At 72.8% G+C, this 14485-nt stretch carries 16 protein-coding genes; 3 read left to right on the top strand and 13 right to left on the bottom strand.

Annotated elements, in window-relative coordinates; translation table 11 throughout:
- Nucleotides 1–258: 258 nt before the first annotated feature.
- Together ACFWBN_RS33690 and ACFWBN_RS33685 are read right to left on the bottom strand one after the other, a co-directional pair.
- Nucleotides 259–1347: a prephenate dehydrogenase gene (locus ACFWBN_RS33690; protein WP_385183531.1), complete on the bottom strand. Its 1089-nt coding sequence runs from the start codon at nucleotides 1345–1347 to the stop codon at nucleotides 259–261.
- A gap of 119 nt (nucleotides 1348–1466) precedes the next feature.
- On the bottom strand, nucleotides 1467–1982 hold the full coding sequence (locus ACFWBN_RS33685) for a YidB family protein (protein WP_385183528.1): 516 nt from the start codon (nucleotides 1980–1982) through the stop codon (nucleotides 1467–1469).
- A gap of 59 nt (nucleotides 1983–2041) precedes the next feature.
- On the opposite strand from ACFWBN_RS33685, the gene ACFWBN_RS33680 reads away from it, so the two are divergent.
- From ACFWBN_RS33680 to ACFWBN_RS33670, 3 genes are all read left to right on the top strand, one after another.
- A complete protein-coding gene (locus ACFWBN_RS33680) occupies nucleotides 2042–2383 on the top strand; it encodes a DUF952 domain-containing protein (RefSeq protein WP_385183525.1) in 342 nt (113 codons plus the stop codon).
- Between the two features lie 82 nt (nucleotides 2384–2465).
- On the top strand, nucleotides 2466–2939 hold the full coding sequence (locus ACFWBN_RS33675) for a ubiquinol-cytochrome c reductase iron-sulfur subunit (RefSeq protein WP_385183520.1): 474 nt from the start codon (nucleotides 2466–2468) through the stop codon (nucleotides 2937–2939).
- A 28-nt stretch (nucleotides 2940–2967) separates the two neighbouring features.
- Nucleotides 2968–3648, top strand: a complete 681-nt coding sequence (locus ACFWBN_RS33670; protein WP_385183517.1) for a DNA polymerase beta superfamily protein — start codon at nucleotides 2968–2970, stop codon at nucleotides 3646–3648.
- Here the strand turns inward: ACFWBN_RS33670 and ACFWBN_RS33665 are convergent.
- The 11 genes from ACFWBN_RS33665 to ald form a co-directional block, all read right to left on the bottom strand.
- On the bottom strand, nucleotides 3637–4395 hold the full coding sequence (locus ACFWBN_RS33665) for a DNA polymerase beta superfamily protein (RefSeq protein ID WP_385183514.1): 759 nt from the start codon (nucleotides 4393–4395) through the stop codon (nucleotides 3637–3639). The genes ACFWBN_RS33670 and ACFWBN_RS33665 overlap by 12 nt on opposite strands.
- A gap of 3 nt (nucleotides 4396–4398) precedes the next feature.
- The gene (locus ACFWBN_RS33660; protein ID WP_385183511.1) at nucleotides 4399–5409 is read right to left on the bottom strand and encodes an ADP-ribosylglycohydrolase family protein; all 1011 of its coding nucleotides are present in this window, start codon (nucleotides 5407–5409) and stop codon (nucleotides 4399–4401) included.
- The gene (locus tag ACFWBN_RS33655; protein WP_385183508.1) at nucleotides 5406–6134 is read right to left on the bottom strand and encodes an NUDIX domain-containing protein; all 729 of its coding nucleotides are present in this window, start codon (nucleotides 6132–6134) and stop codon (nucleotides 5406–5408) included. Before ACFWBN_RS33655 ends, ACFWBN_RS33660 begins: the two co-directional genes overlap by 4 nt.
- Nucleotides 6131–7210, bottom strand: a complete 1080-nt coding sequence (locus ACFWBN_RS33650) for an AAA family ATPase (RefSeq protein ID WP_385183505.1) — start codon at nucleotides 7208–7210, stop codon at nucleotides 6131–6133. The genes ACFWBN_RS33655 and ACFWBN_RS33650 overlap by 4 nt, the downstream gene beginning before the upstream one ends.
- Entirely contained in the window at nucleotides 7207–7803 is a 597-nt protein-coding gene (pnuC, locus tag ACFWBN_RS33645; protein WP_385183502.1) for a nicotinamide riboside transporter PnuC, read from the bottom strand. Before pnuC ends, ACFWBN_RS33650 begins: the two co-directional genes overlap by 4 nt.
- Nucleotides 7804–7920: 117 nt before the next feature.
- Entirely contained in the window at nucleotides 7921–9330 is a 1410-nt protein-coding gene (locus tag ACFWBN_RS33640) for a pseudouridine synthase (protein WP_385183499.1), read from the bottom strand.
- Nucleotides 9330–9977: an SMC-Scp complex subunit ScpB gene (scpB, locus tag ACFWBN_RS33635; RefSeq protein WP_385183496.1), complete on the bottom strand. Its 648-nt coding sequence runs from the start codon at nucleotides 9975–9977 to the stop codon at nucleotides 9330–9332. Before scpB ends, ACFWBN_RS33640 begins: the two co-directional genes overlap by 1 nt.
- Nucleotides 9974–10999, bottom strand: a complete 1026-nt coding sequence (locus ACFWBN_RS33630) for a segregation and condensation protein A (protein WP_385183493.1) — start codon at nucleotides 10997–10999, stop codon at nucleotides 9974–9976. Before ACFWBN_RS33630 ends, scpB begins: the two co-directional genes overlap by 4 nt.
- Before the next feature lie 423 nt (nucleotides 11000–11422).
- A complete protein-coding gene (locus ACFWBN_RS33625; RefSeq protein ID WP_385183490.1) occupies nucleotides 11423–11923 on the bottom strand; it encodes a hypothetical protein in 501 nt (166 codons plus the stop codon).
- A complete protein-coding gene (locus ACFWBN_RS33620; RefSeq protein ID WP_229340921.1) occupies nucleotides 11908–12945 on the bottom strand; it encodes a ParA family protein in 1038 nt (345 codons plus the stop codon). Before ACFWBN_RS33620 ends, ACFWBN_RS33625 begins: the two co-directional genes overlap by 16 nt.
- A 416-nt stretch (nucleotides 12946–13361) precedes the next feature.
- A complete protein-coding gene (gene ald, locus ACFWBN_RS33615; protein WP_385183486.1) occupies nucleotides 13362–14477 on the bottom strand; it encodes an alanine dehydrogenase in 1116 nt (371 codons plus the stop codon).
- Nucleotides 14478–14485: the final 8 nt, after the last annotated feature.

The following is a 14485-nucleotide window of genomic DNA, read 5'->3' as shown; positions in this document are numbered from 1 at the left end:
CAGCCCCGCCGGCGTTTGAGGCGCGGGGTCCGGGGCGGAGCCCCGAATCCAGCCCCGCCGGCGTTTGAGGCGCGGGGTCCGGGGCGGAGCCCCGAATCCAGCCCCGCCGGCGTTTGAGGCGCGGGGTCCGGGGCGGAGCCCCGAATCCAGCCCCGCCGGCGTTTGAGGCGCGGGGTCCGGGGCGGAGCCCCGATCGGTAGGCCGCACCGGCCCACTCAGGCGGCCCCGCGGCAGCGGCACGGCACGGCACCCGGCCGCCTACTGCTGCCGCAGCGCCCAGCCCCGCTCCCGCAGCTCGGCCGTCAGGCCGGCGACCGCCCGCGGCTCGACCATCAGCTGGACCAGACCGGCCTGCTGCCCCGTCGCGTGCTCGATCCGCACGTCCTCGATGTTGACGCCGGCCCGCCCGGCGTCGGCGAAGATCCGCGCCAGCTCGCCCGGCTGGTCGCTGATGAGGACGGCCACCGTCTCGTACACCGTCGGCGCGGCACCGTGCTTGCCCGGCACCCGGACCCGGCCCGCGTTGCCGCGCCGCAGGACGTCCTCGATGCCCGCCGCGCCCCCGCGCCGCTTCTCCACGTCGGCCGACTGCAGCCCCCGCAGCGCCTCGACCGTCTCCTCCAGGTCGGCCGCGATCCCGGCGAGGACGTCGGCGACCGGGCCCGGGTTCGCCGACAGGATCTCCACCCACATCCGCGGGTCGGAGGCCGCGATGCGGGTGACGTCCCGGATCCCCTGGCCGCACAGCCGGACGGCCGTCTCGTCGGCCTCCTCCAGCCGCGCGGCGACCATGCTCGACACCAGCTGCGGGGTGTGGGAGACGAGCGCCACGGCCCGGTCGTGCGCGTCCGCGTCCATCACCACCGGTACGGCCCGGCACAGGGACACCAGCTCCAGGGCGAGGTTCAGCACCTCGTGGTGCGTGTCCCTGGTCGGGGTCAGCACCCACGGGCGGCCCTCGAAGAGGTCCGCGGTGGCGGCCAGCGGCCCCGACCGCTCCTTGCCCGCCATCGGGTGCGTGCCGATGTACTCGGTGACGTCCACGCCGAGCGCCTCCAGCTCCCGGCGCGGTCCGCCCTTGACGCTGGCGACGTCCACGTACGCGCGCGCCGCCCCGCGGCCGATCGCGTCGGCCAGCGTCGCCGCCACGTGGGCCGGGGGCACCGCGATGATCGCGAGGTCGACCCTGCCCTCCGGGGCCTCGTCCGTGCCGGCCCCGAGGGCGGCCGCGGTGTGGGCCTGGGCCGGGTCGTGGTCGACGAGGTGGACGGTGATCCCGCGCGCGGTCAGCGCGAGCGCCGCGGAGGTGCCGATCAGTCCGGTTCCGATGACGACGGCGGTTCTCACGGAGCTCTCCAGGGGATGCGTGACGACGAGTTGCGACTCAGGGTAGCCAGGCGCCACGGCGCGAGGGCCCGGCTGCCCGTCCTCTGGGACGGCGGCCGGGCCCTCTCGTACGGCGGCTGCTAGAGGTTCTGCTGCCTGATGATGTCCTCCAGCGAGCCGGAGGGGATCGCTCCGGTCGGGGTCAGCTTGTCGACCGCCTGCGGCAGGACCTGGGCGATCTGTTCGGCGGCCGCCTCCGGGCTGACACCGGCCTCCCCCGCGACCTTCTGCAGGGTGTCGGCGGGCAGCGCCTCCTTGATCTGGTCGGCGCTGACCGGCTGGTTGTCCCCGGTGCCGATCCAGGACTGCGCCTGGTCGGCGAGGCCGGACTTGGTGAGCATGTCCATCAGGCCGCCGAGCGGGTTGTTCCCGCCGGCCGCCTGCGCGCCGCCGGCGCCGCCCATCAGCGCGCCGAGCAGCGAGCCGAGGATGTTGCCGCCGCCGCCCTGGCCACCAGCGCCCTGGCCACCGCCCCCGAGGAGTCCGCCGAGAAGAGAACCGAGGTCATTGCCCGCCATGGTCATGCCTTTCGAAGAGGGACCGGGCCGCGCGGACAGCGCCGTACCCGGCTTCGAGACACGGACAATGTCACCCATGGCGGACATGCCCGCCACTTGGCGCACGGACTCGCGCCCATTGCGGTAGAACGATCGGCATGATCTTCCACCTCGTCCCGCTCACCGACTGGACCGCCGCGCCCGAGCTGCCGTACGCCCCGCCCTCCCTCGACTCGGAGGGGTTCGTGCACTGTTCGGCGGACCGTGTCACGGCGCTCGCCATCGCCGAGGCGCGCTACAGCGACGTCGGTGGGACGCTGCTCGCGGTGGAGCTCGACGAGGACGCCCTCACCGCGGAGGTCCGCCGCGAGGGTGAATCCGGCGGCCGCTACCCGCACGTGCACGGCCCGTTGAACCGGAACGCCGTGATCCACGTGTGGGAGGTCGTACGCACACCCGGCAGCCCTGCCTCACTGGCCCCATGGCAACCGGGTCACTGAAACGGCGCGGCGGACTTCTCCTGAGGCCCGCCGCAGGCCAGGATGCTGCTCGCCCATCCGGCCACAATGCGAGGAGAGACTCATGAGCGACCCCACGCGCACCGCCCGGCGCACGGTACTGGCTGCAGGCGCGGCCACCTTGGCAGGCGGTGCGCTGGCCGCCTGCGGAAGCGACGGCGACGCGGCGACGGCCGGGAGCGGGGCGGCCAGCACGCCCGCCGGGTCCGCGTCCGCGTCCGCTCCGGCCACCGCATCCGCGGGCGCCGGGAAGGCCATCGCCAAGGCGGCGGACGTACCCGTCGGCGGCGGCACGATCCTGAAGGAAGAGAAACTGGTCATCACCCAGCCCACGGCGGGATCCTTCCGCTGCTTCACGGCGGTCTGCACCCACCAGGGCTGCCTGGTGAACAAGGTGGAGAACGGCACCATCGACTGCCCCTGCCACGGGAGCATGTTCAAGGACACGGACGGCGCGGTGGCCAAGGGCCCGGCGACCCGCCCGCTGGCGGAGAAGAAGATCACGGTCGCGGCGGACGGCAATATCTCGCTCGCCTAGCGGCGAACCCCTTGCCTAGGCTCGCCGGATGGACGATCTGACGCTGGTACGGGACCACACGGTCTACCAGTGCGTGATGGGCTCCCGGGCGTTCGGGCTGGCGACGGAGGCGAGCGACACCGACCGGCGCGGTGTCTACCTCGCCCCGACGCCGCTGTTCTGGCGGTTCGAGAAGCCCCCCACGCACGTGGAGGGCCCTCGGGACGAGGAGTTCTCCTGGGAGCTGGAGCGCTTCTGCGAACTGGCCCTGCGGGCCAACCCGAACATCCTGGAGTGCCTGCACTCCCCCCTGGTGGAGCAGGTCACCCCGGTCGGCGAGGAACTCCTCTCGCTCCGCGGGGCCTTCCTCTCCCGGCGGGCCCACACCAGCTTCAGCCGCTACGCCGCGTCCCAGCGCGGCAAACTCCTCGCGGACGTCCGCATCCACGGCGCCCCGCGCTGGAAGCACGCCATGCACCTGCTGCGCCTGCTCCTGTCCTGCCGCGACCTGCTCCGCACGGGCCGCCTGACCATCGACGCGGGCCCGCACCGCGACCGCCTCCTGGCGGTCCGGCGCGGCGAGCTCACCTGGTCCGAGGCCGACACCTGGATGGCCCGCCTCCAGGCGGAAACGGACACCGCCCTCGCAACCACCCCCCTCCCCCCGGCCCCGGACCGCGCCCGCGTCGAGGACTTCCTCCTGCGCACCCGCCGCGCGTCAGTGCGCTAGGGCGCGCCGCCGTACGACGAACTCGTCGAGCGCGTCGTACGCCGATCCGTGCTCGGGCAGCCCGGAGGCATCCTGAGCCACGTCCAGCACCCCGTGCAGCGCCTCGAAGTCCTCCCGTACCCGGCCGACGGCCGGTCCCCCGTACGCCCCGTGCTCGGCGGCCACCTTGGCCTCGATCAGGTCGGCGAGGAAACCGGGGGCCTCCGGCACCTCTGCGAGCAGGGTCGGCAGGTGCGCCTGCACCTCGGCCGACCGCATCAGGTGGATGCCGGTCAGCAGGGCCCTGAAGGCGTAGAGCAGCGGTTTGAGTTCGTCGGCCTTCTCGAAGAGCCGCCACTGGGTGTTGGCGAAGCCCCGGTAGTGGTGGGCGTGGTGGGAAGTCAGTACGCCCGGGGCCAGCGCGATGAGCTCCTCGTGCGCCGGCGTCGTGTGGACCACGAGCGGGGACAGCAGCTGCTCCAGGACGTAGCCGTTGCGGTTGAGCATCAGACGGACGAACTTGCGCAGGTCGTGGGTGACGAGGTCCATCTCCACGTCGTCCCGGTCCCACATGCGGGTGCGGGTCTCCTCTGGCTCCCGCAGGCCCAGGAGGGCCTGCGCCGGGAGCAGATGGGCGCCCCGCAGGTCGATGTCGGAGTCCCGGGACGGGAAGCCGTACAGGTGGGCACCCGACACCGTGGCGAAGAGCAGCGGGTCGGGCTGTTCCGCGACGACGGGGGTCAGGTCGAGACTCAGTGCATCCAGCATGGATCAAGCATCCCAGAGGGCCCCGAAGGCGAGGAGTTCGTCGCGGTATTCGATGCGGCCCTCCCAGTCGCGGGGCCAGACGTCCGCGCCGAGGTGGGCTCCGGCGAAGGCGCCGGCGAGGCAGGCGATGGAGTCGGAGTCGCCCCTGGTGCAGGCCGCGCGGCGCAGGGCCGTCAGCGGGTCCTCGGGGAAGAGCAGGAAGCACTGGAGGGCGGTGGCCAGGGCCTCCTCGGCGATCCAGCCGTCGCCGGTGGTCAGGCAGGGGTCGGTCTCGGGGGACGGGGTGCGCAGGGCGGCCGCGAGGCGGTCCAGGACCGCCAGGCATTCGTCCCAGCCGCGCGCGATGAAGGACTCGGGCGAGGCGTCGGAGGCGGTCCGCATCCAGAGGTCGCCGAGCCAGCGCTCGTGGTAGCGGGTGCGGTTCTCCAGGGCGTACGAGCGCAGTCGCCCGACCAGGCCCGTCACCTCGGTGCCCTGCGCCAGCAGGTACGCCGCCCGGGCGGTGAGGTCGGAGGCGGCCAGCGCCGTCGGGTGGCCGTGGGTGAGGGCCGACTGGAGCTGGGCGGCGCCGGCCCGCTCCTCCTCGGTCCAGCCGGGGACCAGCCCGACCGGGACCACCCGCATGTTCGCGCCGCAGCCCTTGGAGCCGAGCTGGCTGGCGTCCCGCCAGTCCCGCTCCGGGTGGTCCAGGAGCCGGCAGGCCTTCAGACAGGTGTTGCCCGGGGCCCGGTTGTTCTCCGGGGAGTGGTACCAGTCGACGAACTCCTCCCGGACCGGGCGGGCGAGACGGAGCGGGCCCACCGGGCCCCGGTCCGTCGCCGTCCGCATGCCCCGCGCCAGGGCGAGGGTCATCTGGGTGTCGTCCGTGACGATCGCCGGCCGGGGCAGCTTCATCTCCCGCCACGGGCCGGTCTTGGCCAGGATCGACGGGACGTCGTTGAACTCCGTCGGGAAGCCGAGGGCGTCGCCCAGGGCCAGGCCGATCAGGGCGCCCGTCGCGGCTCGCTTGGTCATCGGGTGGATCCTTCCGGTCGGAGCAGAGGGGGATGCAGAGCGGTGGCCGGTCCCGGCCGGTACAGCGCGGCCGGTTTGCCGCGGCCCCCGGTCAGCCGGGCGGCTCCCGGTACGGCCTCGACGAAGCCGGGCGTGGCCAGGACCTTGCGGCGGAAGTTGGGGCGGTCGAGGACCGTGTCCCAGACCGTCTCGTAGACGGCCTGGAGCTCCCCGAGGGTGAACTCGGGCGGGCAGAAGGCGGTGGCCAGGCAGGTGTACTCCAGCTTCGAGCCGACCCGCGCCCGCGCGTCCGCCAGGATCGCCGCGTGGTCGAAGGCCAGGTCCGGGACCTCCCCCACCGCCACCCAGCGGGCGTGCGCCGCGTCCCCGCCGCCCTCGGCCGCGGGCTCCGGCATGTCCGGGACCAGCGCCGTGAAGGCCACCGAGACCACCCGCATCCGGGGATCCCGGTCCGGCTCGCTGTAGGTACGGAGCTGCTCCAGGTGCAGGGACGCCACCACGGCCTCCGACAGGCCGGTCTCCTCGGCCAGTTCCCGGCGGGCGGCCGCCTCCGCCGATTCCCGGGGCAGCAGGAAGCCGCCGGGGAGCGCCCAGGCCCCCTCGTACGGTTCCTGCCCGCGCCGGATCAGCAGGACGTGCAGCCGTCCGCCCCGCACGGTGAAGACGGCCAGGTCGACGGTCACCGCGAACGGCTCGAAGGCGGACCGGTCGTATCCGGCGGTCATCGGGTCTCCGGCAGGGGATCGGCGAAGTGCCGGCCCTCGGCGAGCAGTTCGTCCACGGCCCGCACGGCCGCCGCCAGCCGTTCCTCGCGGTCGCCCCGTACGACGAGGAAACGCCTCCCGGTGCGTTCGAGTTCCTCCCGGAACCGCCCGGTCATCCAGGGCCGCAGGTGCGGGCCGTCGCGCAGCCCGTCGTCCTCGAAGGGCACGTCGGCGTGGTCCGTCAGCAGGTAGAGGTCCCGCCGGGTCAGCGAGGCGGTCTTCTCGACCTCCTCGCTGCGGCCGCCCGTGTACCGCTCGTGCCAGATGCCGGTCGCGAAGGAATCGGTGTCGCAGAACAGCACCGGCGAGCCCAGCCGGGCGGCCCGCTCCTCGTCCGCGTCCTGGCGCCGCGCGATGACCGGGAACTCCTCGGAGGCGAAGGAGATGTCCGCCCAGGTGGCCGCGGGGTCGGCCGCCCGGGCCGCCGCCAGCTTCTCCTCGCTGTACCGGCGCCCGTACTCGGCGACCCAGCCCGTCCCGGCCCACACCCCGCCGCGCCGCCGGTAGTGCGCGGCCAGCGCCCGCGACAGCGTCGTCGTCCCGGTGGACTCGGCGCCGAGTACGACGACCCGCCGCGCCAGGGAGGCCCGTACGGCCGGCCCCAGGAAGTCCCAGCAGCCGGCGGGATCCGCCCGCACCGCCGTCCCGGAGACCGGGAACAGCGTCCGCGCCGGGTCCACGCAGACCTCCTCGGCGCCGAACCGCCGCGCGAGCTCGGTCCCGTACTCCTCCGAGGTGAAGACGGCGTCCACCGGCCCGGCCACCGCCCCCCGGAAGATCGCCATGTGCGCCTCCCACACGGCCGGGTCGTGCAGGTCGACCGGGACGTCGTCGACCGCGCCGACGACCTCCGCGCCCGGGTGCGCCTCGCGCATCCATGCGACCCGGTCGGCGAGCGGGACGGACTCCACGGAGGCCGCGCAGACCAGCACGGTCAGCCGTTCGCACTGGTCCTGGGCGGTGCGCACCAGGTGGTGGTGGCCGGCGTGCGGCGGATAGAACTTGCCGAGGACCAGGCCGTGCCCGTAGCGCCTCATGCCTGCGCCTCCAGGGCCGTACGGAGGCCCCGGGCCGGGAGCGTCCGGCGCCAGTTGAGCAGGCCGACCACGCACAGCGCGAGGAAGCCCACGTAGAGGACGGAGGTGAGGTAGAGCTCCTTGTAGGCGTAGAGCGGGATGTACACGAGGTCGGCGGCGATCCACAGCCACCAGGACTCGACGAGCTTGCGGCACTGGCCGTAGGTGGCCGCGAGCGAGAGCCCGGTCGTCAGGGCGTCCCAGAACGGCACGGTGGAGTCGGTGACCTCGGCCAGCAGCAGGGTCAGGCCGAGCACCCCCACCGCCCCCGCCGCGGCCAGCCCGGCCCATTCGGTGCGCGTGGTGCGGCGCACCGGCAGGGCCTCGGCGGTTCCTGGTCCACCCCCGTGGGTCCAGGACCACCAGCCGTACGCGGCGAGGGCGATGAAGACGATCTGCAGCCCGGCGTCGGCGTAGAGGCCGGCCTGGGCGAAGAGCACGATGAAGAAGATGTTGTTGGCGATGCCGATGGGCCAGTTGGCGACGTGCTGACGGGCCACGAGCCACACGCACAGGGCACCAGTGGCGAATCCGAGTACCTCGGTCCAGCTCATGACCGCCCCTCCCTTTTATAGTCAAGTTGACTATAAACACGGATGGGGGCGCCGCACAAGGAAAGAGCCCGCAGTGCCTCAGGGCACTGCGGGCTCTCACGCCTGGATCGGGCGGTACTACAGACCGACCTCGCGCATCAGCATGCCGACCTCGGTGTTGGTCAGGCGGCGCAGCCAGCCGGACTTCTGGTCACCGAGCTCGATCGGACCGAAGGAGGTCCGGACGAGCTTCTCGACCGGGAAGCCCGCCTCGGCCATCATGCGGCGGACGATGTGCTTGCGGCCCTCGTGGAGGGTGACCTCGACGAGGTAGTTCTTGCCGACCTGGTCGACGACGCGGAAGTGGTCGGCGCGGGCGTACCCGTCCTCCAGCTCGATGCCGTCCTTGAGGCGCTTGCCGATCTCACGCGGCAGCGGGCCGGTGATCGCGGCGACGTACGTCTTCTTCACGCCGTACTTCGGGTGCGTGAGGCGGTGGGCCAGCTCGCCGTGGTTGGTGAGCAGGATGATGCCCTCGGTCTCGGTGTCGAGCCGGCCGACGTGGAAGAGACGCGTCTCACGGTTGGTGACGTAGTCGCCCAGGCACTGGCGGCCGTCCGGGTCCTCCATGGTGGAGACGACGCCGGCCGGCTTGTTCAGCGCGAAGAACAGGTACGACTGGGTGGCGACGGTCAGGCCGTCCACCTTGATCTCGTCCTTCGGCAGGACGCGCTTGCCCTGCGACAGCACGATCTCGCCGTTGACCTCGACACGGGCCTGCTCGATGAGCTCCTCGCAGGCGCGGCGCGAGCCCATGCCGGCGCGGGCGAGCACCTTCTGCAGACGCTCCCCCTCCTCCTCGGCGCCCGGGAAGGTCTTCGGGGTCTTGATCACGGGCTTGTCGGCGTACCGGTCGCGCACGCGCTCCTCGATGCGCGCGTCCAGCTCGCGCGGACGGGACTGGCCGCTGCGGCTGCCCGGGCCGCTGCGCGGGCCGCCGGCGCCGCCGATGCCGGGGGTCTTGGAGGTCTTGGGGCCGCCCTTGGCGCCACCGCGCGCGGCCGCGCCGCGGGCACCGCCACCGCCGGCCTTGGGGCCGCTGCGGCCGCTGCGCTCGCCCTCGGGGCCCACGTCGTAGCGACGCTCCTCGGGGCGCGGGTTGCGGATGCGGGCGGGCGGCTGGTCGCGGTCGCGCGAGTCGGAGCCGCCCTGGTAGCCGCCGCCGGAGGAGGAGCCTCCGCGGTAGCCACCGCCGCCGGAGGAAGAGCCACCGCGGTAGCCACCGCCGCCGGAGCCGGAGCCGCCGCGGGAGCCGCCCCCGCCGGAGCCGGAGCCGCCGCGGGAGCCGCCCCCACCGGAGGAGCTGCCGCCGCGGTAACCGCCGCCGCCGGAGGAGCTGCCGCCGCGGGAGCCACCACCGCCGCCGGAGCCGCCGCCGCGGTAACCGCCGCCGCCGCCGGAGGAGCTGCCGCCGCGGGAGTTACCGCGTGCGCCACCACCCCCGCCGCCGCTGTTCCTGTTGCCGCCGCCGTTGCCGTTGCTTCGCATCAAATGTCCGTCGTCTTGTCGTCGTCTTCATCAGTGTCCGGTGCGTCCGGATCGAACGACGGCACACCTTCTTGCGTCTCGGCTTCGATCGCCTCCGCCTCGGGGAGGAAGGGCGCGAGCTCCGGGAGCTCGTCCAGGCCGCGCAGGCCCATCCGCTCCAAAAAGTGGTTCGTCGTCCTGTACAGGATCGCACCTGTTTCGGGTTCCGTCCCCGCCTCCTCCACCAGACCCCGCTGGAGGAGGGTCCGCATGACCCCGTCGCAGTTGACTCCGCGGACCGCCGAGACCCGCGACCGGCTCACCGGCTGGCGGTACGCGACGACCGCGAGGGTCTCCAGGGCCGCCTGGGTGAGCCGGGCCTGCTGGCCGTCCAGTACGAAGCCCTCGACGGCCGGGGCGTAGGCGGCCCGGCTGTAGAAGCGCCAGCCGCCGGCGACGAGCCGGAGCTCGAAGCCGCGGCCCTGGACGGTGTACTCGTCGGCGAGCTCGCGCAGGGCGTCCGCGACCTCGCGCGGGGTGCGCTGCAGCACCTTGGCGAGGTGCGCCTCGGTCGCGGGCTCGTCCACGACCATGAGGACGGCTTCCAGGGCCGGCTTCAGCTCCAGCGCGGCCACCGTGCCGGCGGCCGTCGCGTCGTCGCTGCTCAATCCTTCGCCTCCACGATCTGGTCGAACTCGTCGGTCACGGTCGGCATGCCGTCGCCGTCCCCGCCGCTCCAGCGGACGGTCAGGGTCTTCAGGGCCTCCTCCTGGTCGAGGACCACCGCCTTCTCGCGGTAGAGCTCCAGGAGGGCCAGGAAGCGCGCGACGACGGTGAGGGTGTCCTCGGCGTCCTCGGTGAGCTCCTGGAAGGTGGCCTCCCCGCGGGCCTTCAGCATCCGTACGACGAGCCCGGCCTGCTCGCGCACGCTGACGAGCGGTGCGTGGATGTGGTCCACGTACACCTGGGGCTTCGCCTTGGGCTGCATGGCCTTGACGGCGAGGCGGGCGAAACCCTCCGCGCCGATGCTGATGACGACCTCGGGGAGCAGGTCGGCGTGGTGCGGCTCCAGCCCCACGGTCCGCGGGTAGCGCCGGGCCTCGGCCTCGGCGCGGTCCTCGAAGATCTCGGCGATGCGCTTGTACGCCCGGTACTGGAGCAGGCGTGCGAAGAGCAGGTCCCTGGCCTCGAGCAGGGCGAGGTCGGCCTCGTCCTCGACCTCGGCGGCAGGCAGCAGCCGGGCGGCCTTCAGGTCGAGCAGGGTGGCGGCGACCACGAGGAACTCGGTGGTCTGGTCGAGGTCCCAGTCGGGGCCCATGGCCCGGATGTGGGCCATGAACTCGTCGGTGACCTTGGACAGCGCGACCTCGGTGACGTCGAGCTTGTGCCGGGAGATCAGCTGGAGCAGCAGATCGAAGGGCCCCTCGAAGTTGGCGAGCCGCAAGGTGAACCGGCCGCCTCCGGCGGGGTCGGCGGTCTCGGGCACCTCCCCCGGCCCCCCTACGGGCGCTTCGCGGCCCTCCGCGGGGGCGTCATGGCCCCCGGGGGCCTCCCGGGGGTCCTCGCCGGGTCCGGGCGGTCCGGGCCGCACAGCGGGCGCCCCGGGGGCCTCAGGGGCTTCAGAGGCGGTACCGGGCCCCCGGCCCAGGACGCGGCGGGTGGGTCGGCCGGGTTCGGCGGGCAGGGGCATCGCGGTCCAGGGTGGTACGGAAGGGTCGTCGGGGCAGCCTACGGCCGGACCCGGCCCCACCGCCGGGCCCCCGGCCGTGTCGGCCGCCGGACACGTGCGGCGCCGCTTCCTGGGGCTCCGCCCCAGACCCTCCCCCAGACTCCGTCCGGGGGGACCCCCACGCCTCAATGGCCGGCGGGGCTAATCTTTGCCCGCTCCCGGCCGTCGTGTGCGGCGCACAACCCACAGAGCGGCACCTGCGGGGCGTAGCCCAGCCAAATCCAGCCCCGCCGGCGTTTGAGGCGCGGGGGCTCGGGGGCGGAGCCCCCGCAGCGGCGCCGCACCTGAAGGCGGCCTGCGCGGGCTCGGGGGCAGGGCCCCCGCAGCGGCGCCGCACCTGAAGGCGGCCGGGCATCCGCGCAGCGGGAAGCGCAGCGGGAGCGGTCAGCGGCCCCGAAGGCGGCGGACCAGGATGCTGGCGTCCCCGCGGGATTCCAGATCGGCGAGGACGACCGCGACCGCCTCGCGCACGATGCGCCCGCGGTCGACCGCCAGCCCGTGCTCGCCGCGCAGCACCAGCCGCGCGTGCTCCAGGTCCATGAGCTCCTCGGCGGAGACGTAGACCGTGATCTTCTCGTCGTGCCGCTCGCGCCCGCTGGGCCGCCGGTTCGCGCCCCGGCCCTGCCCCTTGCCCCGCCGGTCCGGCTGGGAGGTTCCGTTGACAGAACCTTCCTGCGACCGCCGGGGTGCGCCCACGCCGGGCTCCGTGCCGGCCTCAGCCTCCCGGCTGCGGCCCTCCCCCGCCGTGCCGTCCGCCGAGGCGGCCGAGTGCTCGGCGCCCTGCGCCTCCTCGGCCCCGCGCCGGGGCGAGGACGACTGGAGGGCCATCCCCCCGGTCGTGCGGAACAGTTCGTCGGCTCCGGGCAGACTCACTCGGCGTGACACCGGGCGAGCACCTCCCTGGCCAGCTGGCGGTAGGCGGCGGCGCCGACGGAGTTGGAGGCGTACGTGGTGATCGGCTCACCGGCGACCGTGGTCTCAGGGAAGCGCACCGTGCGGCCGATGACCGTGTGGTAGACGTGGTCGTCGAAGGCCTCGACGACGCGCGCCAGCACCTCGCGGCTGTGCACCGTACGGGAGTCGTACATCGTGGCGAGGATGCCGTCGAGCTCCAGCTCGGGGTTGAGTCTCTCCTGCACCTTCTCGATGGTCTCGGTCAGCAGCGCCACACCGCGCAGCGCGAAGAACTCGCACTCCAGCGGGACGATGACCTTGTGAGCCGCCGTCAGGGCGTTCACGGTCAGCAGGCCGAGCGAGGGCTGACAGTCGATCACGATGTAGTCGTAGTCGGCCATCAGGGGCTTCAGGGCCCGCTGGAGGGTCGACTCGCGCGCGACCTCGCTGACCAACTGCACCTCGGCCGCGGACAGGTCGATGTTGCTCGGCAGCAGGTCCATGTTGGGGACCGCCGTCTTGAGCAGCACCTCGTCGGCCGACATGCCCCGCTCCATGAGCAGGTTGTAGACCGTCAGGTCGAGTTCCATCGGGTTCACGCCGAGGCCCACGGACAGCGCGCCCTGCGGGTCGAAGTCGACGAGCAGCACGCGGCGCCCGTACTCGGCGAGGGCGGCGCCCAGGTTGATGGTCGACGTGGTCTTGCCCACGCCGCCCTTCTGGTTGCACATCGCGATGATCTTCGCGGGACCGTGGTCGGTCAACGGACCCGGGATGGGGAAGTACGGGAGCGGGCGTCCGGTCGGGCCGATCCGCTCGCGGCGCTGGCGGGCAGCGTCGGGGGCGAGGGTGGCCGCGTACTCGGGGTCCGGTTCGTACTCCGCGTCGGGGTCGTAGAAGTGCCCTTCGGGCACGTTTTCGTAGTCGGCGAAACCCACGGGCTTTTCGCCGCTCAGGTCGCCGGCCCTGGAGTTCACGTCTAGGCCGTCCATGCTCTTTTGGGGCGTCGTCATGTGCTGGTGGTTTGCGAAGGTGCGGACTGCGACGGAGCCGACAGCTTCGAGCCCTCGACCACCCCCAGGAGCAAATGTCGACTCATTCACAAGTCGTCTTACCTCCTCGGACGTGACCAGGACACTTATCGATAGGTCAGCGTGGCACCATGCCGACGGTTGGCGACTCTATGGCGTGTCACCACTCAGCGGCAACACAATCCGCCGGACCCGGCACGATGTGTCGGCAACCGAACACCACTCTGTCAAGGGCGTGCGGGCTGCCACCGCGAAGTTTCGCGGGTGCGCGAAAGGGTTAAAGGGTTACGTTCGAGGCGAGTTGAGCGGGCTCCGCGGGCACCCCGCAAACGCGTCCGGCCGGACCTTGCGGGCAAGGTCCGGCCGGATACGTGAGATTGACGTCAGTCGTTGACGTTTCAGCCGAGCAGCGTGCTCAGCTCGAGGGTCTCGAGACCGTGGGCCTCGGCGACCGGACCGTAAACGACCTGGCCGTCATGGGTGTTGAGGCCCAGCGCGAGCGCCGGGTCACGACGCAGCGCCTCGACCCAGCCGAGGTTCGCGAGCTGCACGATGTAGGGCAGCGTGGCGTTCGTCAGGGCGTAGGTGGAGGTGTTCGGCACCGCGCCCGGCATGTTGGCGACGCAGTAGAAGACCGAGTTGTGGACCTGGAAGGTCGGCTCGGCGTGGGTGGTCGGACGGGAGTCCTCGAAGCAGCCGCCCTGGTCGATCGCAATGTCGACAAGTACACTTCCGGGCTTCATCTTGGCGACGAGCTCGTTGGTGACCAGCTTCGGGGCCTTCGCACCCGGGATCAGCACCGCGCCGATGACGAGGTCGGCCTCGACGACGGCCTTCTCCAGCTCGTAGGCGTTGGAGACGATCGTCTTGATCTTCGTACCGAAGATCTTGTCGGCCTCGCGGAGCTTGTTGATGTCGCGGTCCAGCAGGGTCACGTGGAAGCCCATGCCGATGGCGATCTGCGCGGCGTTCCAGCCGGAGACGCCGCCGCCGATGACGACGCACTCGCCGGCGTGGGTGCCGGGGACACCGCCCGGGAGGACGCCGCGGCCGCCGGCCGAGCGCATCAGGTGGTAGGCGCCGACCTGCGGGGCCAGGCGGCCCGCGACCTCGGACATCGGGGCGAGCAGCGGGAGCGCGCGGGTGGCGGTCTCGACCGTCTCGTACGCGATGGCGGTGGTGCCGGACTCCAGCAGGGCGTCCGTGCACTCGCGGGAGGCCGCGAGGTGCAGGTAGGTGAAGAGGGTCTGGTCCTTGCGGAGGCGGTGGTACTCCTCCGCGATCGGCTCCTTGACCTTCAGCAGCAGGTCAGCGGTCGCCCAGACCTCGTCGGCGGTACCGAGGATCTCGGCGCCGGCCGAGACGTACTCGGCGTCCGTGATCGAGGAGCCCACACCGGCGTTCTGCTCGATGAAGACCTGGTGGCCGTTGCGGACCAGCTCATGCACGCCGGCGGGCGTGATGGCGACCCGGAACTCGTTGTTCTTGACCTCGCGGGGGATGCCGACCTTCATCGTCGATC

It is taken from the genome of Streptomyces sp. NPDC059989 (assembly GCF_042736975.1).
Lineage (GTDB): Bacteria > Actinomycetota > Actinomycetes > Streptomycetales > Streptomycetaceae > Streptomyces.
The sequence above is the reverse complement of the archived record's forward strand: the minus strand, read 5'-3'. Positions and strand labels throughout refer to the sequence as shown.